The sequence below is a fragment of the Hymenobacter arcticus genome (assembly GCF_054779975.1).
Map to the genome: position 1 here is coordinate 1 of NZ_BAAGXF010000019.1, position 24226 is coordinate 24226.

At 57.4% G+C, this 24226-nt stretch carries 27 protein-coding genes; 2 read left to right on the forward strand and 25 right to left on the reverse strand.

The features are described from left to right. Positions 1-84 precede the first annotated feature (84 nt). The 3 genes from ACYVGC_RS22015 to ACYVGC_RS22025 all read right to left on the reverse strand — a co-directional run bounded on the left by ACYVGC_RS22015 (position 85) and on the right by ACYVGC_RS22025 (position 4217). Entirely contained in the window at positions 85-2286 is a 2202-nt protein-coding gene (locus ACYVGC_RS22015; protein WP_460586025.1) for an FUSC family membrane protein, read from the reverse strand. 100 nt (positions 2287-2386) lie between these two features. Next, on the reverse strand, positions 2387-3136 hold the full coding sequence (locus ACYVGC_RS22020; RefSeq protein ID WP_460586026.1) for an MlaE family ABC transporter permease: 750 nt from the start codon (positions 3134-3136) through the stop codon (positions 2387-2389). Between the two features lie 115 nt (positions 3137-3251). Continuing rightward, positions 3252-4217 carry a bestrophin family protein gene (locus tag ACYVGC_RS22025; protein ID WP_460586027.1) on the reverse strand — a complete coding sequence of 322 codons (966 nt, stop codon included), beginning with the start codon at positions 4215-4217 and terminating at the stop codon, positions 3252-3254. Positions 4218-4378: 161 nt separating this feature from the next. Here ACYVGC_RS22025 and ACYVGC_RS22030 point away from each other — a divergent pair, with 161 nt between their 5' ends. Continuing rightward, positions 4379-5233, forward strand: coding sequence for an energy transducer TonB (locus tag ACYVGC_RS22030; protein ID WP_460586028.1), 855 nt, complete (start codon positions 4379-4381; stop codon positions 5231-5233). A 55-nt stretch (positions 5234-5288) separates the two neighbouring features. Beyond that, on the forward strand, positions 5289-6839 hold the full coding sequence (locus ACYVGC_RS22035; protein WP_460586029.1) for a diadenylate cyclase: 1551 nt from the start codon (positions 5289-5291) through the stop codon (positions 6837-6839). A 21-nt stretch (positions 6840-6860) separates the two neighbouring features. Here ACYVGC_RS22035 and ACYVGC_RS22040 read toward each other — a convergent pair whose 3' ends face one another. From ACYVGC_RS22040 to ACYVGC_RS22145, 22 genes are all read right to left on the reverse strand, one after another. After that, positions 6861-7373, reverse strand: coding sequence for a hotdog family protein (locus ACYVGC_RS22040; protein WP_460586030.1), 513 nt, complete (start codon positions 7371-7373; stop codon positions 6861-6863). A 43-nt stretch (positions 7374-7416) separates the two neighbouring features. Further along, the gene (locus tag ACYVGC_RS22045; protein ID WP_460586031.1) at positions 7417-7929 is read right to left on the reverse strand and encodes a PPC domain-containing DNA-binding protein; all 513 of its coding nucleotides are present in this window, start codon (positions 7927-7929) and stop codon (positions 7417-7419) included. Positions 7930-7995: 66 nt separating this feature from the next. Next, complete coding sequence (locus ACYVGC_RS22050; protein WP_460586032.1) at positions 7996-9207, reverse strand: hypothetical protein; 1212 nt, start codon at positions 9205-9207, stop codon at positions 7996-7998. Continuing rightward, positions 9197-10006 (reverse strand): hypothetical protein, encoded by an 810-nt coding sequence (locus tag ACYVGC_RS22055; RefSeq protein WP_460586033.1) that lies wholly within the window; start codon positions 10004-10006, stop codon positions 9197-9199. The genes ACYVGC_RS22050 and ACYVGC_RS22055 overlap by 11 nt, the downstream gene beginning before the upstream one ends. A gap of 125 nt (positions 10007-10131) precedes the next feature. Then, entirely contained in the window at positions 10132-10707 is a 576-nt protein-coding gene (locus tag ACYVGC_RS22060) for an RNA polymerase sigma factor (RefSeq protein WP_460586034.1), read from the reverse strand. A 102-nt stretch (positions 10708-10809) separates the two neighbouring features. After that, positions 10810-13443 (reverse strand): glucosidase family protein, encoded by a 2634-nt coding sequence (locus tag ACYVGC_RS22065; protein ID WP_460586035.1) that lies wholly within the window; start codon positions 13441-13443, stop codon positions 10810-10812. 225 nt (positions 13444-13668) lie between these two features. Then, positions 13669-14259, reverse strand: coding sequence for a bL17 family ribosomal protein (gene rplQ / locus ACYVGC_RS22070; RefSeq protein ID WP_460586036.1), 591 nt, complete (start codon positions 14257-14259; stop codon positions 13669-13671). Positions 14260-14433: 174 nt separating this feature from the next. After that, positions 14434-15423 carry a DNA-directed RNA polymerase subunit alpha gene (locus tag ACYVGC_RS22075; protein WP_460586037.1) on the reverse strand — a complete coding sequence of 330 codons (990 nt, stop codon included), beginning with the start codon at positions 15421-15423 and terminating at the stop codon, positions 14434-14436. A gap of 192 nt (positions 15424-15615) precedes the next feature. Continuing rightward, positions 15616-16221 carry a 30S ribosomal protein S4 gene (gene rpsD / locus ACYVGC_RS22080; RefSeq protein WP_460586038.1) on the reverse strand — a complete coding sequence of 202 codons (606 nt, stop codon included), beginning with the start codon at positions 16219-16221 and terminating at the stop codon, positions 15616-15618. A gap of 26 nt (positions 16222-16247) precedes the next feature. Then, a complete protein-coding gene (rpsK, locus tag ACYVGC_RS22085) occupies positions 16248-16640 on the reverse strand; it encodes a 30S ribosomal protein S11 (protein ID WP_068340513.1) in 393 nt (130 codons plus the stop codon). Positions 16641-16776: 136 nt separating this feature from the next. Beyond that, entirely contained in the window at positions 16777-17154 is a 378-nt protein-coding gene (gene rpsM, locus ACYVGC_RS22090) for a 30S ribosomal protein S13 (protein WP_283562691.1), read from the reverse strand. 112 nt (positions 17155-17266) lie between these two features. Beyond that, on the reverse strand, positions 17267-17383 hold the full coding sequence (gene rpmJ / locus ACYVGC_RS22095; protein ID WP_068340511.1) for a 50S ribosomal protein L36: 117 nt from the start codon (positions 17381-17383) through the stop codon (positions 17267-17269). A gap of 22 nt (positions 17384-17405) precedes the next feature. Further along, positions 17406-17624 (reverse strand): translation initiation factor IF-1, encoded by a 219-nt coding sequence (infA, locus tag ACYVGC_RS22100; RefSeq protein ID WP_035567874.1) that lies wholly within the window; start codon positions 17622-17624, stop codon positions 17406-17408. Between the two features lie 5 nt (positions 17625-17629). Then, on the reverse strand, positions 17630-18412 hold the full coding sequence (map, locus tag ACYVGC_RS22105) for a type I methionyl aminopeptidase (protein ID WP_460586039.1): 783 nt from the start codon (positions 18410-18412) through the stop codon (positions 17630-17632). A gap of 10 nt (positions 18413-18422) precedes the next feature. Then, positions 18423-19739, reverse strand: a complete 1317-nt coding sequence (gene secY / locus ACYVGC_RS22110) for a preprotein translocase subunit SecY (protein WP_460586040.1) — start codon at positions 19737-19739, stop codon at positions 18423-18425. A gap of 16 nt (positions 19740-19755) precedes the next feature. Beyond that, positions 19756-20202, reverse strand: coding sequence for a 50S ribosomal protein L15 (gene rplO, locus ACYVGC_RS22115; protein WP_382311673.1), 447 nt, complete (start codon positions 20200-20202; stop codon positions 19756-19758). Between the two features lie 15 nt (positions 20203-20217). After that, positions 20218-20397, reverse strand: coding sequence for a 50S ribosomal protein L30 (rpmD, locus tag ACYVGC_RS22120; protein WP_151086028.1), 180 nt, complete (start codon positions 20395-20397; stop codon positions 20218-20220). A gap of 7 nt (positions 20398-20404) precedes the next feature. Continuing rightward, complete coding sequence (gene rpsE / locus ACYVGC_RS22125; protein WP_460586041.1) at positions 20405-21019, reverse strand: 30S ribosomal protein S5; 615 nt, start codon at positions 21017-21019, stop codon at positions 20405-20407. Positions 21020-21024: 5 nt separating this feature from the next. After that, positions 21025-21375: a 50S ribosomal protein L18 gene (rplR, locus tag ACYVGC_RS22130; RefSeq protein WP_283562697.1), complete on the reverse strand. Its 351-nt coding sequence runs from the start codon at positions 21373-21375 to the stop codon at positions 21025-21027. A gap of 9 nt (positions 21376-21384) precedes the next feature. Beyond that, a complete protein-coding gene (gene rplF, locus ACYVGC_RS22135; RefSeq protein ID WP_460586042.1) occupies positions 21385-21942 on the reverse strand; it encodes a 50S ribosomal protein L6 in 558 nt (185 codons plus the stop codon). Between the two features lie 21 nt (positions 21943-21963). After that, positions 21964-22362, reverse strand: a complete 399-nt coding sequence (rpsH, locus tag ACYVGC_RS22140) for a 30S ribosomal protein S8 (RefSeq protein WP_157564854.1) — start codon at positions 22360-22362, stop codon at positions 21964-21966. A gap of 405 nt (positions 22363-22767) precedes the next feature. Beyond that, positions 22768-23484 carry a hypothetical protein gene (locus ACYVGC_RS22145; protein WP_460586043.1) on the reverse strand — a complete coding sequence of 239 codons (717 nt, stop codon included), beginning with the start codon at positions 23482-23484 and terminating at the stop codon, positions 22768-22770. Between the last annotated feature and the right edge of the window lie 742 nt (positions 23485-24226).

A 24226-nucleotide genomic window follows, 5' to 3' on the forward strand; every position in this document is an offset into this window, starting at 1 on the left:
GGAGCCTAGGAACTCCGCTCGCTGCTTACTGGCTCGTTTTCTTTTGGGTTAGCCCCAATTCCTAACACCCTCTAAGGCACCGCTTTACGCAGTCAGCGCTTCCGTTACCCGGCTGAGGTCGGCGCTCACCTTCTGCAAAAAGGCCAGTTGCTCGGCCAGGGTGCGGTCGGGTGCCGCCGCTTCGGCCTGGGCATCGGCCCGCACCTCGGTTAGGAGAGGTACGGTAGGAACCGTGGGGTCGGCCGGGGACAGGGTAGGCGGGGCAGCGGCCAGCAACGAAAGGCTCTTGCTGAGGGCGGCCTGGGCACTGGTGAGCAGGCGGCGGCCGTCGGGCGGCATGGCGGGGTTGGGCGTGGTTTCGTCCTGCCAGGTGGTGGTGAGGGCCGAGATATTGGCCGACAGAATATGGTTGAGCACCACAAACTCGTGCACCTCGGTGGGGTGGCGGCGGGTGCGGCGCGGCTCCGAAAGCATGCGCTGAAAGGCCGCCGCCAGGTTGGCCGAGGCCACGTACACGTCTTTGCGCAGCAGGCGGTAGGTAGTAGGCGCTACTTCGCGGCCCGCCAGGCGGTCGGCCAGCTGGCGCAGGTAGGCCAGATTGGCCCGCAGCGTGGCCGCCAACAGGTTGGGCAGCTGGTCGCCTTCCCAGCGCGGAAACAGCACGTAGGCCGTGGCCAGGGCAATGGCGCAGCCCAGCGCCGTATCGGTGAGGCGCTCCTCAATCACGCCCAGGTAGCTCAGCCCCAAAAAGCTGAACATGATGAGCAAATACGCCGTGAGAAACACCACCGTAACTAAGTATTTGGTGCGCTGAAACGAGTAGGCCACCACCATAAATACCAGCAGAAACACGAAGCGCACATCGCCGCTGGGCACCGCCCACAGCACCAGCACGCCCAGCAACCCACCCACCAGTGTACCGCTAATACGCTGAATATTACGCTCGCGCGTGAGGCTAAAGCCGGGCTTGAGCATGAACGTGACAGTCATGAGTATCCAGTAGTTGTGCTGGCCGTGCCACAGCAGCTCGGCCACGCCGTAGGCCACGGCGCAAGCCACGGCCATGCGCACGGCGTGCCGAAACACCGACGAGCTAAGCGTCAGGTTTTGGGCAAAGGCACTCCACTCCAGCTCTTGGCGGGCCACAAACTGCGTGTGGCTGGCCACGCGGCCGGGGTCGGGGGCAGTAGCCGCCGCCTGGGCCTCATCAAAGTATCGCCGAATGCTGGTTACGCGCTGGTGCAAGTCGCGCAGATTTACCAGTATCTTCTTCAGCACCAGCGTACTCACGCCCGCACTGGGGTCGGGCGCGGGCAAGGCGTTGATGCGCGCTTGCAGGCGGGTGAGCTCGGGCAGGCGGTCGGGGGGCGCGCTGCCATAGGCGTGGTTTACCAGAATGGCGCTGCCCAGGTAGTCAAGGTCAGTACCAAGCCGGCCGATAAAAGCCTGTATCTCAGGCAAAATACCCGTATCGCCGAAGGCCGCGCGCAGTGCTGCGTAGTCGTAGTAACCCGCCGTGATGTGCTCGTAAAGGTCCACCGTTTCGGTGAAAGTGAGCACCAGCCGGCGGCCGGCGCTGGTGCTTTCGGTCACGATTTGGCGGGTACGAAAAATGAGGTCGCGCACGGCCTCCTGGCGGTCGCTCACCACCACTTGCTGGGCCACGAGGCGGCGGTAGTCGTCGTCGAGGCTGGTAGTGGGGTTATAAAACGCCGCCTTCAGGTGCAGGAAGCCCGCTACGGCGTGCAGGCACTCGCCCAGGGCCTGCTGCGCGGCCCGGTAGGGCTGCACCCGGCCCTGGGCCAGCGCCAGCAGCAGGTACCAGAGGCCACCCAGCGCCAGCAGCCCCGCGTGCAGCCCCACCGCCAACCAGCCCACCGGCGGGTGCGCCAGCGTGAGCACCATGCCCAGCAGCGTGGCCGACCCCACGGCCCCCGCCCGCGCGCCCCACACCAGCAACATGGTGAGCAAAAAGCTCAGCCCTACCACCACTACACCCAGGCCCAGCCGGTACGGGGCCACCGCGCCCGTAAGCAGCGCGCCCAAAAAAACCAGGGCCAGGGCCGCCAGCAAGCCATTGCGCCGGTGGCTCAGTGGGCCGGGGGTGTCGGTCACGCTCAGGCACACGGCCCCCGTGGAGATGGTAATGCCCTCGGCCAGCTGCCCCCACTGCGCCCCCAGCAAGGCGGGCAGCAAAATGGCCAGGGTAATGCGCAGCCCATCGGAGAAGTGCTGGCTGAAAAAGAAATACGACAGGTCGCGGCGCGACACGCGGGGCAGGGGCATCTTTTTAAGTAACAGTGAGCAAGGAGCAATTATCAGTAAACAGCCGTTGCTGGCACCTGATACGTACGCTGCTGCTAACTGCCGGGCCAGCGGCTGCCTCTCAGAGCAGAATAGTAGCCAACGTGTAGTCTGCCAGTAAGATAGAGATAATGGAGTTGGTAACGGCGGCCGTGCTGGCCCGGCCCACTTCCAGGGCGCCGCCCTTCAGGGTGTAGCCTTTGTAGGAAGAAATGGCCGACACCAAAAAGGCGAATACCACCGACTTAATGAGCGAAAACACCACTGTATAGGGCTTAAATGCGTAGCGAATGCCCTCGATGTAGTCGGCCCCTGGCATCACGCCCGCCAGCTGGGTGGCTACGTAGCCACCCAGAATGCTCAGGTTCATGGCCAGAATAACGAGCAGCGGAAACACGAAAATGGACGCCAGAATGCGGGGTAGCACCAGGTACGAGGCCGAGTTGATGCCCATGGCGTCGATGGCCGAAATCTGCTCGGTAATGCGCATGGTGCCCAGCCCGCCCGCAATGGCCGAGCCCACTTTACCCGCCAGCACAATGGAAATGATGGTGGGCGCAAGCTCCAGAATAGTCATTTCGCGCACCATGAAGCCCACCGTGCTCATCGGCACCAGGGGGTTGACCATGTTGTAGGCAATCTGCACGCAGGTAACGGCCCCGATGAAGGTCGAAACCAAGCCCACGATAAAAACGGAATCAGTCCCAATTTCTACGGCTTCGTCGAGGGTGCGCTGCCACAGCACCTGGCGGCGCTCGGGCCGGGTAACCATCATCTGCATCAACAGCACGAAGCGGCCAAACGCGGAAATGGGCCGGGGGTATCTATACATCACCTAAGAATAAAATAACGAGCCGCAAAGGTACGGCCAGGGCGGGGCGGCCCCTTCGGGGCCACCGCCGCAACGCTGACTGACGCTTCGGGACTCGTTTTATTTTACGCCGCGGCTAATACAGTATATCTTCCTCGGGTTGCAGGGGCTTGGGCAAGTCGGTTTCGCCCAGCAGCTCGCGCAGGTCAATCTCGATACTGCGGCAAATAGCCAGCATCGGCACGTCGTTGGCCTGGTTGTCGAAGGGGTTTTCGCTGTTGTGGCCCACCAGCTCGATGGTGTTGAACACCCAGCTTACCGTGGCCGCAAAGGGCACCATGAGCCAGACGTGAAACGGCCCCAGCGCCACGCGGTGGTCAAATTCCTCGACCAAGCCCAGGGGCAGCACCGCCGCAAAAATCCACACGAATACGTAGCTGAAGTAGGCGTACTGGCGCGGAAAGGGCGTGTTTTTGATGCGCTCGCAGGCCCCCTGGGCGTTGAAGAGGTCCTGAATGGTATCCATAAGCGCCACGTGGCGGTACTCGGTGAGCATGCCGTTCTGGTGCAGGTCCAGCACTTCCTTGCTTTGGTGGCGCAGCAGGTGAGTGGGCGGGTTGGCCTTGGTGCTGAGGGCGCGGTCGTCGGGGTCAGTGAGGAAGGGCACCACGTCGGTTTCCCACAGCTCAGCCGTTTGGCGGCGCAGGTGCAGGCGCAGGGCGTTGCACCAAGCCAGCTGCCGGTACAGCAGGCGGCGGTGCAGCTCGTGGGTAGCCACCGGAGTGGGCAAAAGCTCGCCCGTTACGGGCTGCACAAAGTCAAACACCTGGAGCGACCAGATGCGCGAAGTATTCACAATGGTGCCCCACAGCTGCCGGCCCTCCCAGAAGCGGGCGTAGGAGCCGTTGCTCTTAAAGCCGATGTAGAAGGCCACCGCCGTACCCAGCATGGCCACCGGCTGCCACGGAATATCGAGCCAGTGAATATCGAGCGGCCCGTAGAGCAGGCAAATGAAGGCATCGTAGACGGCGAAGATGAGCAGGGGCCGCCACCCGTATTCTTTCCAAACGAAGCTGGGGCGAAGATTTTTGCGAACGTACATATAGAGAAAAACGAGCGGGCCGTTATTTTCGACCAAAGAACGGGCCAACCGCGCCGGGCGGCGCGTTCTTTGCCTGATGGCAAGGGGCCAGTGCCCGGCGCACTTCGCCCCATTACCCCGTAGCCCCGCCGATTGTTAGGCCGACTCTTCCTTTTTAATCCATGTTTAATCCGCGCTCCCTTACCCTGCTGCTGGCCGTGGCCGCCACTACCCCCGCGCTGGCCCAGAAACCCGCCAAGCTCAAGTACCCCAGCAACGACCCCAAGCAGGTGTACGACGCCGTGGAGCAGCCCGCCGTGCCCAAGGGTGGCCCCGCCGCCTACGCCGACTACCTGCAAAGCCACCAGAAATACCCCACCGCCGCCCTGCGCGCCAACCAGGAAGGCACGGTGCAGGTCAGCTTCGTGGTAGAAAAAAGCGGCAGCGTGGGCGAAGTGGAGGTGAAGCAGCCCGTGGCCCCGCTGCTCGATGCCGAGGCCATCCGCGTTATCAAGGCGGGGCCCAAGTGGACGCCCGCACGCCAGCGCGGCCAGCTGGTGCGCCAGCGCGTAACCGTGCCCGTGAGCTTTGTGCTGGCCCCCGGCTCGGGCGAAACGGTGGAGGTGCCGGCCCCCGGCAGCGGCCAGCCCGCCGCGCCCCTGCCGCCCGGCGCCGTGGCCGCCCCCCCCGGCACCACCTCAGTAGTAGGCACGGCCCCCAACGGCGCCGCCATCATTCGCCCCGAAAAATCGGCCCAGCCGGTGGGGGGCAATGCCGCGTTCTTCACCTGGATTGCCGCCAACCAGAAGTACCCCGACCTGGCCCGCAAGCGCCGCATCCAGGCCAAGGTACCCGTGGAGTTTACCGTGCAGCCCGACGGCTCGCTCACCGATGCGCGCGTGATTCAGAAGCACGGCTCGGGGCTGGATGAGGAGGCGCTGCGCCTCATCAAAACTGCGCCCAAGTGGGAGCCGGCCACGTATCAGGGCAAACCGATAAAGCAAAAGATGACCTTGCCGGTTATCTTTCAACTGTAGAGCTTCGCGCATGGCATAGCGGCGTGCGTGGCCTCTGCTTCTGCGTCTTTCTGCCATGCTGCTCACGCTCTCCCCTACCCCCGTCCCTACGCTGGCTGCTGCTGGCGCGCCCAATTTTATCTGGAACCACCAGCGCCGCTACCTCGAAGGGGCGCAGCATATTGCCCAGGCGCTGTTCGATGCGCTCGACGACGACCTGCACCCCTACGTGCAGCTGCTGGCCCTGCCCCTCGACCCCGCCAGCGAACTGCTCGTGTGCCAGGAGCCCGCCGAAAGCAGCTTGGCGGCCGGCCTGTTTGCCGACGTGGTGGCCCGGGGCCTGGCTTGCCCCGCCGTGGGCGTGCGCCCCGCCGCCCTACTGCCCGACTCCGACGTGAGCCCCGTTCAACTGCGCCAACGCTACGAAAACCGCAGCATCCGCGCGCTGGTGCAGCGCACGCTCGATGAGCTAGATGAAAGCGCTCACTATCAACACTTTGCAGGCTGGCCGGTGCGCATTGGGGGCTTCCTGCTCTTTACCCTGCTGCGGGTGCAGCGCAAGCCGTTGCGCACATACCCGTCGTTGAAGCCCGACCGCTTCTACACCGATGGCAAGCCGCTGGCCAACTCGCTGCTGGTGGGGGCCGTGTATCGCTTCAACGAGGAGTGCATCAAATCGCTGAATGAGCCCGAGCCGGGCGCGGGCTTCCTCTTCCGGCCCCGCGAAACGGACGAGCTACTGCGCGCCGCCGGCAAAAGCCTGCTCGATACGCCGGCCCACGCCCTGGGGGCCGACCCCAGCGTGGCGCAGCTGTTCTTTACGTTTAACACTATTTCCAGCCTGCGCTACGAAGGTGCCGAGGGCATCGGGCGGCTGCTGCTGGTGCAGCGCGGCCACCCCAACATAGAAGAGGTATTTGCCCTCACCTGCCCCACCGAACTCAGCGATTTCCGCGCCGTGCGCAAGCTGCTCGAAATGACCAGCCACGACGTGCACCTGCTGGCCGATGCCGAAAAAGTGTATGCCCTGGGCCGGCAGGTGGGCCACTATGACGCCAGCCGCGAGGACCTGTTCGACATTCACTTCGTGACGCATTACGCCTGGGAGCTGGCCCACGCCGGGCAGGTACTGCTGCGCGCCCGCTACGGCCTGCCCACGCTGCCGCGCCCGCGCCTCAATCGCACCCGCTTCAAGCGCGACCTGAAGCGCACCTTCGACGTGCATAAGGCCGACAAGGTGGCCCACCTCTGGGACGTGGTGCTCGAAGCCAGCAAGCAGCCCAAGGGCACACTACTAGTCATCACCACCGAGGCCCTGGCCGAGGCCGACCGCCTCAAGCTGCAATGCACGCTCATCGAGCCGGTGCCGCTCACGCCGCTCATCACCCAGCTCATCACCAGCATCGACGGTGCGGTACTGCTTGACCCAGAGGGGTATTGCTACTCCATTGGCGTTATTCTCGATGGCAAGGCCAGCGGCCACGGCACCAGCACCCGGGGCGCACGCTACAACTCGGCCGTGCGCTACGTCGAAAGCTCGCCCTACCCCTGCTTGGTAGTAGTAGTGAGCGAAGACGGCATGGTGGACGTGCTCACCAAGGAAAACCTGGCCGAAAGCCGGCAGTAACCACGAAGCGGAAGCTTCGCGCTACTTTGCTTTGGCCCGGAAAGACCAGGTGATGTGGAACACCGCCACTACGTCGCCGGCTTCGTCCAGGCCTGTGCTGGTGCATACCACGGTGCGGCCCTCGCCGGTGGCGCGGCTCTCGGCCACGGCCTGGGCAATGGCCGCGCCGTCGGGGCAGGTGAAGGCGATAGTACCCACGGCTTTCTTGCTGAATTCGGCCGTGAGGCCTACCACCAGCATCGACACGGGCCCGCCGCTTTGCACCTGCGTCATGGCCTGAATACCCGATGCCAGCTCGGCCGCCATGGCCAGGCAAGCAAAGTAAATACTACGGAAAGGATTCTGGATTAAGTATTTATACCGCAGCGTAACGGTGGCCGCCTCGGGCGTGAGCGCCCGCAGGCGCAGGCCGGCCAGCCAGGCCATGGGCAATTTGCGCAGCATAAAAAGCCGCAACTTGGCCGGGCTCAGCACCTGGCGGCGAAAGGCAGCGGCCGCCGGCGAGTCGGCTGCCGGGATGGGGAAAGAAGACATAGTAACCACGCTGGCCAGACAGTACCAGCCGCGCCCGGCGAAGCTAGCGCTTTTTGGCGGGCGCGGCCGACGCGGGCTTCACTACTAGCTCCTTGTAACCGAAGGTGGGGTCAGTTTCGCGCACAAATTGCAGGTCGGGCAGCGCGCCCAGTACAATTTCGGCAGTGGTGTACACCCGGCAGCCATCCAGCAGATGCCCGCCCAGGGTGCGGCCGGTGCTGTCGGCCACTGCCAGGTGCAGATGCCCCCCGCCCGCGGCCGAGAGCGTACCCACCAGCGACACAATCTCGAAGTGCCCGTAATAGTGCGTGGCGTTTTCCTGGTTGGCCAGGCGCAGGCTCACTTCGGTGAGGCTACCCACGCAGGTAAGCATGGCCCCGGCTTCGAGGTGGTGCGCAGCCACGAAGGCCGTGAGCTGCTGGCGCAGGTCGTCGCCGGGCTTCAGGCGCAGGGCGTAGGCAGTAAGCGGCGACGAAGGCACCATAGCGGGGTGAGTTTGGGCGAAAGCGGGGCTGGCTAGCAGCCCCAGACCCAGCAGAAGAATAGATTTTAGCACTACACAAAGAAACGCCCAGCCGCCTGAATGGCAGCCGGGCGTTTCGTCAAGCTTATGGGTAGCAGGCTATTTACTAAACCGCACCGTGCCGTAGCGCACCTTGATATTGACGTTGCCCGCGCCCCGCGCCGGCACCCGGCTGCCGTAAATACCCATCACGTCGGCGATGCCATCGGCCTTGCCGCCTTCCGAGATAACGCGCACCTGCTTTTTATCAACCAGCAGCTGGCCCTGCTCGGTACTCACATCGAAGCGAAAGCTGGGCGTGGCTTCGGCAAAGCCCAGCCGGATGGTGCTGTAGCCGCCGTCCAAGGTTATCTGGCGGAAGTTGGGCCCCATATCGCGCACCTCAAAATCGGGGCAGTAGCGCACGGCCATATCCAGGCCATCGCTCAGCTTATCAACGCTGAAGTGCGAGTAGCCCGACGAGCCCCGCAGGGTGTGCACCGAGCCCAGAGCCACGCCGCCGTACTTGCTGTTCACCGTCAGGTCGTGCACGGTGCCCATATCCACGTCCGAGTAATTGGTGCGCAGCTCAATCAGCTCACCCGCCTCGAGGCGCAGGCGGGCGTAGTCGGCCTCGAAAGTGGCCTGCTTGGCGTAGGGCAGAGTGGCATCGCCGTTGGCGATGTGCACCACGTTGCCCGCGCCGTTGAGGCGGCCAGTGCGCAGCGTGCCGTAGTTCACGGTAAGCTGGGCCGGGCCCTGCCAATCATTGGCCACTACCACATCGGCAAAAGAAGTAGTAACGCGCAGGGCCGTGGTGCTGGGTAGCCACACGGTGTAGTTGATTTCGTAGCGGCAGCCCGCCCCGCTGCACTTGCCTTTGAGCGCGGGCCCAAACTGCGAGCTCACGGCCACGCCGCCCGTGCGGGCATCGTAGTCGAGCCACTGCACGCCTAGGCCACCGAGCAGCTGCTCGGCCCCAATGGCGGTTTCGGCGCGGGCAATCAGCTCAGCTTCCACCTTCATTTCGGGCTTGTTCCAAGTGCTTATGCGCACGTGGCCGTAGCGGGTATCAAGGGCAAAAGCCTGCCCGGTCTTCGCCACCCGAAAACTGCGGCTGATGCGCCGCCGCCGCTCAATGGGCGGGGTAGTTTGCTCCTGGCTGGGTTGCGCTTGGGCGGTGGGGCCATCCTGGCTACTACCGTTCACCGGGGCTACGTAGTAGGTTACCTGCCCCGGCAGGTGCTCGGGCAAAGCCTGCCCGAGCGCAGTTTGGCACCACCCCCAGAGGCCCAACATCCCCACCAGCACCAGAGAGCGGCTAGCGACCATTCCGGCGGATAATATTATCGGCGATGCCGCGGCTATCGGCCAGCACGTATTCGCCATTTAGCCCGCCATTGCCAGCCAGGGCCGTTTGGTCGTTGCCATGCAGCTCCAGCTGCCGGTCCAAGATGTCGAGCCTGATTTGCAGGTTGCGGTTCATCGCCGTGAGCACTACCTCGGGCTGCGGGTGGCGGGGCAGCTCGCGCTTGAGCTGCTGGTAACTCGAATCGAGGCCTACCAATTCGCGGGCCCATTCGGCCGTGGCCGCCGGGGCCAGCTGGCCGAGCTGCGTTTTACGGTCAGTTAGCTGCGCAATGTAGTAGCGCTCCATGCCATGCACTGCCGTGTCGAGGCGGGCATCCACATTGGCACCACCCTGGCTGGCGGCCAGCACGGTAGCGTCGGTACCCAGGTATAAAGCCGCATCAGCGGTAGCAGTAGTAGTGATAGCGCTTTGGGTAGTGGCCACGGCAGGGCTATGCTTAGCTTTCCAGGCTTCGCCCACGCCAGCGGCAATAACCAGCGCCGCCAGTGCAGCGGCGATGCCATAGGGCTGCCAGCGCGCGACTTTGGGCGCGCGCTGGGCTGTACTTGGCAGGGCGGTTAGTGGTTGTTCGGGGGTAAATGCCGCAAGCGGCGTAGCGGGCGCAATGCTCATGCGGGGCACCTCCGCTTCGGCTGGGCTATCGCCGTGCAGCTGCTTTTCGAGGGCAGCCCACAGCTCGGGCCGGGGCTCGTGCAGGTCGAAGTCGGCCCGGTGCCGCTCCGCGTATTCTTCTAGTGAATGACGATGGATAGGTTTCATAATAAATAGAGGTCCGCGGGGAGGCGGAATAGCGCATTGAGCGAGGGGCTAATACGAGTGCCCAGCACACAAAGCTGGTAGCGAGGGTGGGAAAGAGAAGAACTACTTGTAGGCCAACTACTTACTCAGCTCAGGCCACGTTGCATGGCCAGTTCGCGCAGGCGCGTGCGCGCCCGGCTGTACTGTGATTTCGAGGTAGATTCGGTAATACCCAGAATACCAGCTATTTCCAGGTGGTCGTAGCCTTCGAGCAAGTACAGCGACAGCACCACCCGGTAGCCGTCGGGCAGCTCCTGGATGCAGCGCCGCAGCACGTCGGCCCGGTACTGCTGCTCCTCGGCATCTTCGTGGGCGTGGTGCGACACTACTTCGGCCGGGGCTGCATCCTGGTGAAAATCTTCGAGCGGCACCAGCTGCAAACGCCTTTGCCGCAAGCAGTTGATGCTTTTATTCACCACAATGCGCTTGAGCCAGGCCCCAAACGACGAGTCACCCTTATACCCGCTAAGCTCGCGAAACGCACTCAGAAAAGACTCCTGCAACACGTCCTCCGCCTCGGCGTGGTCGCCGGTGATGCGCAGGGCTGCGTTAAGCATGGCCTTTGAGTAGCGCCGGTACAACTCAGCTTGCGCCTGGCGGTCGTTGACGCGGCACCGCTCTACCAGCGGGGCATTGATGTCGATGTACGCAACGGCTTCCATAGGCAAACTCAGCTTGGGATAAGGCGCAAAGGTCGGGAATACCTGGGCGGGTAATCCTGGCTAACAGACAAGATAGATGGGCGCTAGGTTGCACTAGTGATGTTAAGCCTCCGCTTTGCCGCGCTGCTGCAACAGCCGCACCACCAGGCCGGTCCAGCCAGTTTGGTGGCTGGCCCCTAGCCCATTGCCGGTGTCGCCGTCGAAGTACTCGTGAAACAGCAGATAATCGCGGAAGTGCGGGTCGGTTTGCAGCAGCCCGGCCTTGCCAAAGGCCGGCCGCTGCCCCTCGGCATTGCGCAGTAGCAGCCGCGCCATGCGCTCGGATAGCGCGTCGGCTACCTCACTCAGGTTGTGCAGCTTACCCGAGCCGGTTGGATACTCCACCGTAAAAGAATCGCCGTAATACGTATGAAAACGCTGCAACGACTCAATTATCAGGTAGTTAACCGGAAACCAAATGGGTCCGCGCCAATTGGAGTTACCCCCAAACATATCGGAGTCCGATTCACCCGCCAGATACGCTACTTCAAACGAGTCTTCCTCAGTATGGTATTCATAGGGATGCTCCAAGTGGTAGCGCGACAGCGACCGAATGCCGTAGTCGGACAGAAACTCCGTCTCGTCGAGCATGCGGGTGAGTACACTGCGCAAGCGGCTGCGGCGCATCAAACTCAGCAAGTGGCGGGCCCCTTTGCCCGGCTCCTGCCAGCGCGAAATCAGCTCGGCCAGGTGCGGCCGGTGCTGCACCAGCCACTGCGCGCGCGCCGTAAACTCGGGTACAGCGTCAAGTAATTCATCCTCAAGTACTTCTACGGCAAACAGCGGAATCAATCCCACCATTGAGCGAATGCGCAGGCGCGTGCGCGAGTCGTCGGGCATGTGCAGCACGTCGTAGTAAAACTGGTCCTGCTCGTCCCAAAGGTTGAATTTGCCGCCACCGCCCAGCGTCATGGCGTGGGCGATGTAGAGGAAGTGCTCGAAAAACTTGCTGGCCATTTCCTGGTACACCGGGTTGGTTTTGGCCAGCTCCAGCGCCATGCGCATCAGGTTGAGGGCAAACATGGCCATCCAGCTAGTGCCGTCGCTCTGCTCTATCTTGCCACCCGTGGGCAGCGGCGCCGAGCGGTCAAACACCCCAATGTTGTCCATCCCCAGGAAACCGCCCTCGAAAATGTTGCGCTCGTCGCGGTCCTTACGGTTCACCCACCAAGTAAACGTCATCACGAGTTTCTGAAAAACGGCTTCCAGAAAGGCATTGTCCCCATTGCCGCCGTTGAGTTTGCGGTCCATTTGGTACACGCGCCACGTGGCCCAGGCGTGCACCGGCGCGTTCACGTCCTCAAACTTCCATTCGTAGGCGGGCATCTGCCCATTGGGGTGCAGGTAGCCATCCTGGCACAGCAGCCGCAGTTGCTGCTTAGCAAAGCTGGCATCCAGCATGGCCAGCGGCAGGCAGTGAAAAGCTAGGTCCCAGGCCGCGTACCACGGGTACTCCCACTTGTCGGGCATCGAGATAATGTCCGCATTGTGCAGGTGTCGCCAGGTCGAGTTGCGGCCCTCCTGGCGCGGGCCGGTCGGGGCCGGCCAGTTGGGGTCGCCGTCCAGCCACTGGCTCACGTCGTAGTAGTAGTACTGCTTGCTCCACAGCATGCCGGCAAAAGCCTGGCGCTGCACGGCCCGCGCATCGGGCTCCATCACGCTTTCCTGCACGCAGTCATAAAACACGTCGGCCTCCTCCTGCCGGGCACTGAATATTTGGTCAAAATCCGCAAATGGTGCTTCATGCGCGGGCTCACTCAGGCGCACGCGCACCACCTGCGCCTCGCCTGGCGCAATAGTCAGCGCGTAGTGCACCGCCGCTTTAGTTCCTCGCTGGGCCGGGTTCACGGCTCCTGGCTGGCCCGCTACCAGGTAATCATTAATGCCATCCTTGAAGTAAACCCCCTCCTTCGGCAGCTCAGCCGCAAGCTTCGTATTCGTCTCATTATCACAGAATAACAGCTCTGCTTCCTGGTCGCAGTACAACTGATACTCACCCAACGTCGCGTGTTGAGCCCGTACCACATTCGACCGCGGGGCAGTCAACTCCGGCCGTCGGTCGTCGTAGCCCCAGGCCCAGGTATTGCGAAACCACAGTTGCGGCAGCACATGCAGCATTGCTGCTTCCGGCCCCCGGTTGTGGGCCGTAATGCGCACCAGCATATCATCGGGCCCCGCCTTGGCATACTCAATGAATACGTCGAAGTATCGGCTCTCGTCAAAAATACCGGTGTCCAGCAGCTCATATTCCGGCTCCAGCCGCGTGCGCGCGGCATTTTGCGCCACCAAGTCCTCGTACGGAAAAGCCTGCTGCGGATATTTATACAGCATTTTCATATACGAGTGCGTGGGCGTACTATCCAGGTAATAGTACTGCTCCTTCACATCCTCTCCATGGTTACCTTGCCCATTGGTAAGGCCAAACAACCGCTCCTTCAACTGCGAGTCGACCCCATTCCACAAGCCCACCGAAAAGCACAGCTGCTGCTGGTCATCGCTCAAGCCCGCCAGCCCCTCCTCGCCCCACCGGTAGGCGTAAGAGCGCGCCATATCGTGCGTGATAAAGTCCCAGGCATTGCCATCGGGGCTGTAATCTTCCCGTACCGTACCCCATTGCCGTTCAGTAAGATAAGGCCCAAATTTTCGCCAATCAACTGTTTTGTTATTGGCTTCTGCCAATCGTCGTTGCTCTTCCATACTGGTAATCAATCTAAAACCCAGTCAGCCCACCGACTGGTACTCATTGGCCCGCAACCAGCCAAAATTTAGCGTAGCCAGCAGCCCTGTCCTACATACTGTTTACGAACTCCACAGTTGCCTTGGCAGGAGCAAACCTTCTAAATATGTTTTAAGGCCCACTACTACACACAAAAAAGGGGGATGCACCTTACGGCGCACCCCCCTTTTCTATATTAAGCTAAACTATTCAGCCTTAGTAGCTTCCTCACGGGTTTCGCCGTTAGTCAGCGTGTCCGTAGCCGTGTCGGCTGGGGCCGACTGCGTAGTGGTAGCAGCCGGAGCGTCCGAAGTAACTTCAGCAGCCGACGTACCAGCCTCGTTGTCAGCACCTTCTGACTTACCACCACGACGGCGGGAGCGGCGCGTAGTGGTCGACTTAGCTTCCGTAGCGTTCTTAGCTTCAAGCATCGTCTCGTTGAAGTCGACCAGTTCGATAATGCACATATCGGCATTGTCACCAGCACGGGTAGCGCTCAGCTTCAGAATGCGGGTGTAGCCACCGGGGCGGTTGGCAATACGGCCGGCAATCTCTCCGTACAATTCCTTCAAGCTCTCCTTGCTTTGCAGCGTGGCGAATACCGTCCGGCGCGAGTGCGTCGTGTCGTCTTTAGCCTTGGTCAGCAGAGGCTCGATGTACTTGCGCAGGGCTTTAGCCTTGGCAACCGTAGTGGTCACACGCTTGTGCATAATCAGCGACGTAGCCATGTTCGACAGCATCGCGTGACGGTGGGCGGTAGTACGGCCCAAGTGGTTGATTTTCTTACCGTGTCTCATCGGACAAATTGGTTAAATGCTACGCTTGCGGACCAGGACCACGGCGGGTCGCGAGAACCTCATTAGAACCCTAATCCCTGGGGCGCAGCGGGTTATTGAAAGGGTATTTATAAAAAATTACTGGCCGCTAATTTTCTCGCACGAGAAATTCAGCAGCCAGTAACACAAACGTTTCTAGTCTTCATCTAAACGGTACTTACCGAGGTCCATACCGAAGTGCAGACCTTTCTCTTCCACGAGGTTTTCCAACTCCGTGAGGCTCTTCTTACCAAAGTTGCGAAACTTCATCATATCCGCCATGTCGAGTTGTACTAACTCGCCCAGCGTTTTGATGTCAGCCGCCTTCAGGCAGTTATAAGCCCGCACCGAAAGGTCCATCTCACCAAGCGAGGTTTTCAGCACCTTGCGCATAGCCAGCGTTTCCTCATCAATCGGCTCAGCTACGGCCGGGCGGTTACCGCTCAGCTGTATTGTGCTATCCGAAAACAGCATGAAGTGCTGAATCAGGATGTTAGCAGCACCTTTCAGCGCCTCTTCCGGATGAATCGAACCGTCAGTTTGAATCTCGATGAGCAAGCGCTCATAGTCAGTCTTCTGTTCTACGCGTGTGTTCTCGATGCTGTACTTCACGTTCTTAATAGGCGTGTAGATAGCATCAATCGCGATTTGACCAAAAACCTGGTCGGTCGGCTTGTTCTCGTCGGCTGGCACGTAGCCGCGACCACGCGCAATGGTCAATTCAAACTCAAGCTCCTTGGAAGGGTCGAGATTGCAGATAACCATCTTGGGGTTCAAAATCTGAAAGCCCACGGCAAACTTGCCGATGTCGCCAGCCGAGAACGTGTCCTGCCCGCTGATACGCACCGTAATCTTGTCCTCAATGGCGTCACTGATTTTCTTGAAGCGCACCTGCTTGAGGTTCAGAATGATTTCGGACATGTCCTCAATCACCCCTTCAATCGTCGAAAATTCGTGCAGCACCGAAGTCGTGCGCACCGACGTAATGGCGAAGCCCTCCAGCGACGAAAGCAGAATGCGCCGCAGCGCGTTCCCAATCGTAACGCCGTAGCCCTTCTCCAGAGGCTTGAATTCAAACGTTCCGGTAAAGTCGTCGGATTTCTCCATCACTACTTTCTCCGGCATCTGAAAAGCTAAGATTGACATATGTGGGGCAGTTAATTATGTAACGGGAAAAGCAAGCTCGAAGCTTGCTTAGTACTTGGTAGCCAAACAGAACCACTGAAGGCTGTGTTTTGTGCCGCTCGGGCGCTCTTTCACAAGCTATCCTCAGCGATATTGGCTTAGCACAAATGCGGCCCGAACAATGTCCGGGCCGCACCAAGTGCCAATCTGCTATTACTTCGAATACAGTTCGACAATGAGCTGCTCCGTGATTTTCTCCGGGATAAGCTCACGCGACGGCATGTTGGTGAAAACACCCACCATCTCTTTACCATCCCACTCCAACCACGAAAACTGACGCGAGTTGCGCACCGTCAGGTTAGTAGTGATAGCCTCAAGCGACTTCGACTTTTCACGCACACCAACTTGGTCGCCGGCGCGCAGCTTGTACGAAGGGATGTTTACTACCTCACCGTTCACCGTAATGTGCTTGTGCGAGACCAGCTGGCGCGCCGCGCGGCGCGTGCTGGCGATACCCAAACGGTACACTACGTTGTCGAGGCGCGACTCCAGCAAGCCGAGCAGGTTGTCACCGGTGATACCGGGCAATACTGCGGCTTTGTGGAATAGGTTCTCAAACTGCTTTTCAAGCACACCGTACATGTACTTTACTTTCTGCTTCTCCATCAGCTGCACGGAATATTCCGACTGCTTCTTGCGGCGGCCACGGCCGTGCTGGCCCGGAGGATAGTTCTTTTTATTGAGTGCCTTGCTTGGACCGAAAATCGGCTCCGAAAAGCGACGGGCAATTTTGGCGGTAGGGCCAGTATAACGTGCCATGGGATAGTACTAACAGAAGTGAAAAATCAAACGCGGCGACGCTTAGGAGGGCGGCAGCCGTTGTGCGGCAGCGGCGTCACGTCGCGAATGGTCGTCACTTCAATGCCCACGTTACCGAGTGCGCGGATAGCCGACTCACGGCCAGCACCCGGACCCTTTACAAAAATTTCGGCTTTGCGCATGCCCAGGTCGTGGGCTACTTTGCCGCAATCCGTAGCTGCCATCTGGGCCGCGTAAGGAGTGTTTTTCTTAGAACCGCGGAAACCCATTTTACCCGCCGAAGCCCAGGAAATAACCTGGCCATTGGAGTTGGTTACCGAGATAATGATATTGTTAAAGGAGGCGCGAATGTGGACCTGGCCCACCTGCTCCACCACGACAAGCCGCTTCTTGGCTTTGTCTTTTCTTTTTTGTGCCATTTGGTTATCGCTGAAATACGGCAGGTGTTGGGTTTTATTTAACAGTTATCAGTTAATATTCAACATCGTTCTATTCGAACTTCTTATTAAATATTAACTGATAACTGTTAAATAAAAACCCGATTGCCGTTATTGATTATTTCGTTGCTTTCTTCTTGCCAGCCACAGTCTTGCGCTTGCCCTTACGGGTACGCGAGTTGTTTTTGGTGTGCTGACCGCGCACCGGCAGGCCTTTGCGATGACGCAGGCCACGGTAGCAGCCAATGTCCATCAAACGCTTGATGTTGAGCTGGATTTCCGAACGCAATGCACCTTCGGTCTTGTGCTCAGCGGCAATGATGCTGCGCACCTCACCAGCTTCAGCCTCAGTCCAATCTTTCACTTTTTTGTTGGCCTCGATGCCAGCTTTAGCGAGGATTTTAACCGAGTTGCTCCGGCCAATGCCGAAAATGTAAGTCAGGGCGATTTCGCCGCGCTTGTTGTCCGGGATGTCTACCCCTGCGATACGAGCCATAATGGTTGTATGATGTTTGCGGACCAGAAAGCCCGGCAACTGCTTGGAAGGCGACTCAGCGACAAAATCTCACTAAGCCAGTACCCAAGGCTCCGGGTCTCTGAAAATTGATTTAGCCCTGACGCTGTTTGAAGCGGGGGTTCTTCTTGTTGATAACGTAGAGCTTGCCGTTGCGACGGATGATTTTGCAATCAACGCTACGTTTCTTCACCGAGGTTTTTACTTTCATGACCTTGAAAAGAACGAAAAAATTACTTGTAACGATATTTGATGCGTCCCTTTGACAAGTCGTAGGGCGACATCTCCAGTTTCACCTTATCGCCGGGCAGAATCTTAATATAGTGCATCCGCATCTTACCCGAGATGTGGGCAATCAACTGATGCCCGTTTTCCAATTCCACGCGGAACATGGCGTTGGACAGGGCTTCTAGGATGGTACCGTCCTGCTCGATGGAGGCTTGTTTTGCCATAAGGGCTACTGCAATGCTTTTTCTATGTATTCAAACGAGGTCAGAATTTCTGCCTTGTCTTTTCTAACAACAACTGTGTGCTCAAAGTGCGCAGCTGGCTTTTTATCGCGCGTGCGGATAGTCCAGCCGTCTTTCTCTTGCACAACTTCTTTCTTCCCTAGCGTCACCATCGGCTCAATGGCAAGCGTCATACCAGTTTGAAGCATCGGCCCTGAGCCCCGTTTGCCATAATTGGGCACCTCTGGTTTCTCATGCAATTTTGCTCCTACACCGTGGCCTACTAACTCTCGAACCACACCGTAGCCTTTAGTAGCTACATGATTCTGAATAGCAAAACTGATATCACCAACTCGATTACCGCTAATAGCCTGTTCAATTCCTTTGTACAACGACGCTTCCGTTTCCTTTAGCAATTGTCGAACTTCAGACGATACGTCCCCAATTGGGTAAGTATAAGCGCTATCGGCATGATAACCGTTAAGAAAAACTCCTGCATCTACTGATAGGATATCGCCGCTTTTCAGCGGTTCATCAGTAGCAAATCCGTGCACCACAACTGAGTTGGGGCTTAAACACAAACTATAAGGAAAGTTATTGTAGCCTTTGAAAGATGGAGTAGCACCGTGGTCACGAATAAATTCCTCAGCCCGCCGATCCAATTGACGCGTAGTAACTCCTTCGCGTACCATTGCAGCTACTTCGCCATGCGCTCGCGCAAGCAATTGACCTGCGGCGCGCATCAAATCTATTTCTTCTTCAGTTTTAAACTGAACAGTTCCAGTTGCCATACCTAGCTACTTACGAGGCTAGCGCTACCGGTTCGGTAGTGCGGCTCCGCAACTTATTAGATTTCATCATACCGTCGTAATGACGCATGAGCAGGTAGCTTTCAATCTGGTTTAGTGTATCAAGTACCACGCCTACCATGATGATAAGCGATGTTCCCCCATAAAATAGTGATAATGGGCGAGTTACACCTAACAACAGGGCCATTGTTGGGAAAACGGCAATCAGGGCAAGAGCCACAGCGCCAGGCAAAGTGATACGGGTCAATATCTCATCGATAAATTCCGAAGTATCACGGCCAGGTTTAACACCAGGCACAAAGCCCCCACTGCGTTTAAGGTCATCCGCAATTTGATTGGGGTTAACGCTAATAGCAGTGTAGAAGTAAGTGAAAATGATGATAAGCAGCGCAAATACTGTGTTATACACCCAATGTTCAGGCGAAAAATAGGAGGCTATCGTAGCGGCCAAGTCACTATTCTTATCCCATGCAGAAGCAGCAATGCTTGGAACAAACATCAGAGACTGTGCGAAGATGATAGGCATAACCCCAGCGGCATTCACCTTGAGGGGAATAAACTGCCTTTGTGCATCGAGCTGGGTTGTACCGCCAACCTGCTTCGCATACTGCACCGGAATACGACGCACAGCTTGGGTCAGCACAATAACCGCCATAACAACCAGAAACAATACCACTAGTTCCAGCAGGAAAATCAATGATTTATTAATGCCTTTAGCAGCTGCCTCGCCAATAAGCGCACCGGGTAAGCGGGAGACGATTCCAATCATGATAATCATGGAAATGCCGTTGCCAATACCCTTGTCAGTGATTTTCTCGCCCAGCCACATGCAAAACAGCGTTCCAGCCGTAATGATGAGCATAGTAGAGATGGTAAAGAATGTGCCGGGAGATACAATAGCTTCAGCATTTATAGTTGCTAAGAAGCCCACCGATTGAGCCATCACAATGGGGATGGTCAGTAAGCGCGTGTACTGATTGATTTTCTTACGACCTGATTCGCCCTCTTTCTGAAGCTTCTGAAAGTAAGGAACTGCAATAGTCAGTAGTTGCAATACAATAGAAGCCGAGATGTACGGCATAATACCCAATGCAAAAATAGATGCATGGCTAAATGCTCCACCCAACAGGGTATCTAAAATACCGAAAACGCCGCCGGTACCCGCTTTAAGGCGGGTAGGGTCAACACCAGGCAGCACAACATAGCAGCCCAGCCGGTAGATAGCAATGAAAAAAAGCGTATTGAGGATTCGCGTACGCAAATCCTCAATCGCAAAAATATTCTTTATCGTGTTGATAAACTTATTCATTGCTCGTGTTTAGTAGTTACAGCGTAACAACTTTGCCACCAGCCTTTTCGATAGCCTCAACGGCCGATTTCGAGAAAGCGTGAGCGTGTACTTCCAGCGCGGTAGTGAGTTCACCACGGCCCAGGATTTTGATTTTAGCATTTTTCGATACCAAGCCAGCTTCTACGAAGTAAGCCTGGTCCATTGCGGTAACCGTGCCTTTCTCAAGCAGACCTTGGAGCACATCCAAGTTGATACCTTTAAACTCGACGCGATTGATGTTCGTGAAACCGAACTTCGGAACGCGACGCTGGAGGGGCATTTGGCCACCTTCGAAACCCGACTTGCGCGAGTAGCCCGAGCGTGACTTAGCACCTTTGTGACCGCGGGTTGCGGTACCACCGCCACCTGAGCCCTCACCACGACCAAGGCGTTTGTTATTGCGCGTCGAGCCTGCGGCGGGTTTTAGATTGGAAAGATTCATGACTGGGATAAACGCTTACAGTTCGGTTACTTCCAGCAAATGCTTCACCGAGGCTACCATGCCCAGAATGCTGGGATTAGCTTCGTGGGTGGCAGTGCTGTTCATTTTATTCAGGCCGAGGGCCTGCACGGTGCGCTTCTGACGCTCGGGGCGGTCAATGGCGCTGCGCACGAGCTTTACTTGAATCTGTGGCATGGTCAAATTAACCGTTAAAAACGCGGGCGAGAGAAATACCGCGAGCCTGTGCAATTTGCAACGGGTCACGCATTTTAGCCAAGGCAGCAAAGGTAGCCTTTACTACGTTGTGGGGGTTAGAAGAACCCTTCGACTTTGCTAACACATCTTTAATGCCAGCTGATTCGAACACGGCGCGCATAGCGCCGCCGGCGATTACACCCGTACCAGCTGCAGCGGGCTGCACCAACACGAAACCTCCACCATAACGGCCTTCCATTATGTGGGGAACGGTGTGCTTGTACAGCGGCACCTTCACCACATTTTTCTTAGCGTCGTCAATACCCTTGGCGATAGCATCGGTTACTTCGTTGGCTTTACCCAAGCCGTAGCCCACGTTGCCTTTACCGTCACCTACCACTACAATAGCCGAGAAGCTGAAGCGACGACCACCTTTCACCACTTTGGCTACACGGTTGATGGCTACTACTTTCTCTTTGAGGTCCGACTCACCCTGCACCGAGTTGTCGTTGCCGCGGCCACCGCGGTCGTTGCCGCGACGGTCGTTGCCACCCCGGTTGTTGCCACCGCGGTCGTTTCCACCAGGAGCGCCACCACGGTTGTTGTTGTTATACTCTGCCATGATGCTTAGAAATTGAGGCCGCCTTCGCGGGCTCCTTCAGCTAGTGATTTAATACGGCCGTGATAGAGGTAGCCCGAGCGGTCGAATACCACTTTCGTGATACCAGCTTCTTGCGCTTTAGCGGCGATTTCGCGGCCAACGGCAGCGGCTAGGGCCACTCCGTTACCACCTTCGGCGGTTACCTTTTTCGACGAAGCGGCAGCCAGCGTGCGGCCAGCCGAGTCGTCAATAATCTGGGCGTAGATGCCCGTGTTGGAGCGGAACACCGACAGGCGCGGGCGCTCCGACGTACCGGACACTTTCGTGCGGATGATGCGCTGAATGCGCTTCCGGCGAGTTGCTTTATCGAAAGCCATGATACTAGATTACTTTTTAGCGGCAGTCTTGCCGGCTTTACGACGAACAATCTCACCCACAAAGCGCACACCTTTGCCTTTGTATGGCTCTACTTTCCGCAACGAGCGGATTTTGGCGGCTACTTGACCGATAAGCTGCTTATCGATGCTGGTCAAGGTTACGATGGGGTTTTTACCTTTTTCGGTAACGGCGGTAGCCGATACTTCAGGAGGCATAGCCAGGTACACGTTGTGCGAGTAGCCAAGTGACAGTTCCAGCGACTTGCCCGACAGGGTAGCCTTGTAGCCTACGCCTACCAACTCAAGCTTGTGCTCGTAGCCGGTGTTAACGCCGGTAATCATGTTGTTGATGAGCGAGCGGTACAGGCCATGCATGGCTTTGTGGCGCTTCTGCTCCGTAGGGCGGGTCACCACTACGTTACCGTCTTCCATAGCTACCGCGATATCGCGGTCTACGGCTTGGGTCAAGGTACCTTTCGGGCCTTTCACCGTTACGGTGTTCTCGTTGTCGACCGATACCTGCACGCCGGCGGGCAGTGCAATCGGTAGTTTGCCAATGCGGGACATATAGATACTAGGGCTTAGCGGTTAGTACACGTAACACAGCACCTCGCCGCCCACGTTCTCGTTTTTAGCCTCCTTCTCGGTCATTACCCCTTTCGAGGTCGACAGGATGGCAATGCCCAAACCACTCAATACGCGGGGCAGGTTATCGGCCGCGCGGTATTGGCGCAGGCCGGGCGTGCTCACACGGTCCAGCTTGGTAATAGCGGGAGCTTTCGTAGTGGGGTTGTACTTCAAGGCGATTTTAATCACACCTTGGGCCGAAGTATCATCAAAACGGTAGCTCTGAATGTAGCCCTTGTGATAGAGCACTTTCGTGATTTCCTTTTTGATGTTGCTGGCCGGGATTTCCACTACCCGGTGGTTCGCCTTGAGAGCGTTGCGCAACCGGGTCAGGTAATCAGCAATCGGGTCAGTATTCATTTAGTTTAAATAGGTCCTTGTTACGGGACCGCAAAGATAAGAAAATTTCGACGCACTAGCTACTGCCGTACAACGAAATCTCGGTTAAGACTACTGGGCTAGGCTTTCAGGGCCAACCCATGGTTTCTTTCGGCAACCTGCCAAATAGGGTGAGCTAGCCCACGGGTATTCTCTTTCGGGGTGCAAAGGTAGCAGTAAGCGTGGCACTTATGCAATAACCCGCCGCATTAAAGTTTTTGCTGTACTAGTTAAGCAAGTGGTATACCCATTAAAAAGCATTGCTAACCTCAACCAGCCTGCTCCCAACCTTACTTGAAAGTCGTACTTAGTTACCCAGAAAGCATACCCATTAAAGCGAACTCACAACACCAAGAATTTGATTATGAAGCGCTAGTACTAGCAAAGCTATTTGTTGACGAAGCCCTGGCTGCTAGGTCGCTTCTGGGTGAAATCCATATTGAAATGGCTTGTGAAGTAGGTAGCGGTATTGCGTCGAAAACCTTCACTAGTGCCTGCCTTGATGCTCTGCTGCCAGGAGGCCACAAGCAATACAGTCTGTAATTTCATGTCCTCACCAGCTTGCGCAATAAGAACCGGCGTAGTATAGCGAGGACTACTAGCCAACAAAGGAAGCAGCTGATTGCGCACGCCCTGCGCCATAGCCGGCATAATCATATCGGTGCGGTAGTTGTTGATTATCGAATAGCCAGTCAGCATATACACTGCCATCGCGGCGGCGGCATCATTGTCAGGCAATCCAGTAGCGCGCCGAGCAGTATCGTAGTAAGGCTGGTAACTACGGTGATTGGGGCCAACATATTCGGCAATATCACGGCCGCCAAGTGACTGGGTATCCTGCGCATTTGCTACGGCCCGCCGCACAGTTTCCTGGCGCAACGCCTCGGTTGGCACATAGGCATAGCTACGAACGAGAGTGGCAGCAGCGGTCTTCGGCGGAGCTACATTGCCAATAGGCAAATGCGATTTAGCAATGTTAGCATCAGCCATATTAGCGGCTTGCTGCACATTACTCCCAATGCTTGGTGATTTTTGAGCAAGGGCAGAAAATGGATTTCCAATAAGTAAGCCGGCTGGTAGCAAAGTCAAAAAGAGCACTTTCATCACGTGGCAGATAAGTGTGCTAGGTTTTTACGAATCGCGAATTACTTGGTTGAGCTTATTATTTTGTGAAACGTAAGCCCCTCGCAGCAGCCAGCGCGGTTTGGGGCTGCGGCTATTTCTCCGAAACGTTACCCTCGCTGAAAAACCAACTCCCAAATCTACGCTGCTGGCAGCAACAGCGCGTTCAGGAAGTCGCATAGTAGCGGCTTGCTCGCTTCCTACCCAAATATCCTCTTGAAGCCGAAGTCGGTGAACGGGTCGAGGTATTTGGCTTTCATGCTGCAAGGTAACTATCGGCCCACCCGCCGCCCGTAGCGGCCGGCGCACTTAAAATTACCAAGCTTTTTAGCTCAATTTTATTTCCTCCTAACAAGACTTCCTAACCATCCTAACCTAATGCTATCCCCTTGGGTATGATAAACGAGAGGGAGATAATAGACTAAACAACCGTGGCGCATCCTCAAAGTGTCATTCGTCTAGTTTAACTCAACAAAATAATTAGTGAAAGCTAAGCTATCATAAAGGCATAGAGTAGAATGAGGCCCTCCTGTTTCACCAATCACAATCACTCCTTTCGGCTTTTTGGTTCTTTCCCACAGCCCAATGATTTTGCACTTGGTATCAGGCGGATTATGTTCCTTGCACGCACTATAAATGAAGCACGAAGTGAGCAACAGAAAAACAGCAAATACTTTCATGTTTTCAAATAAGAACTGTTGTTACCACAATAATGAAAGCAAAA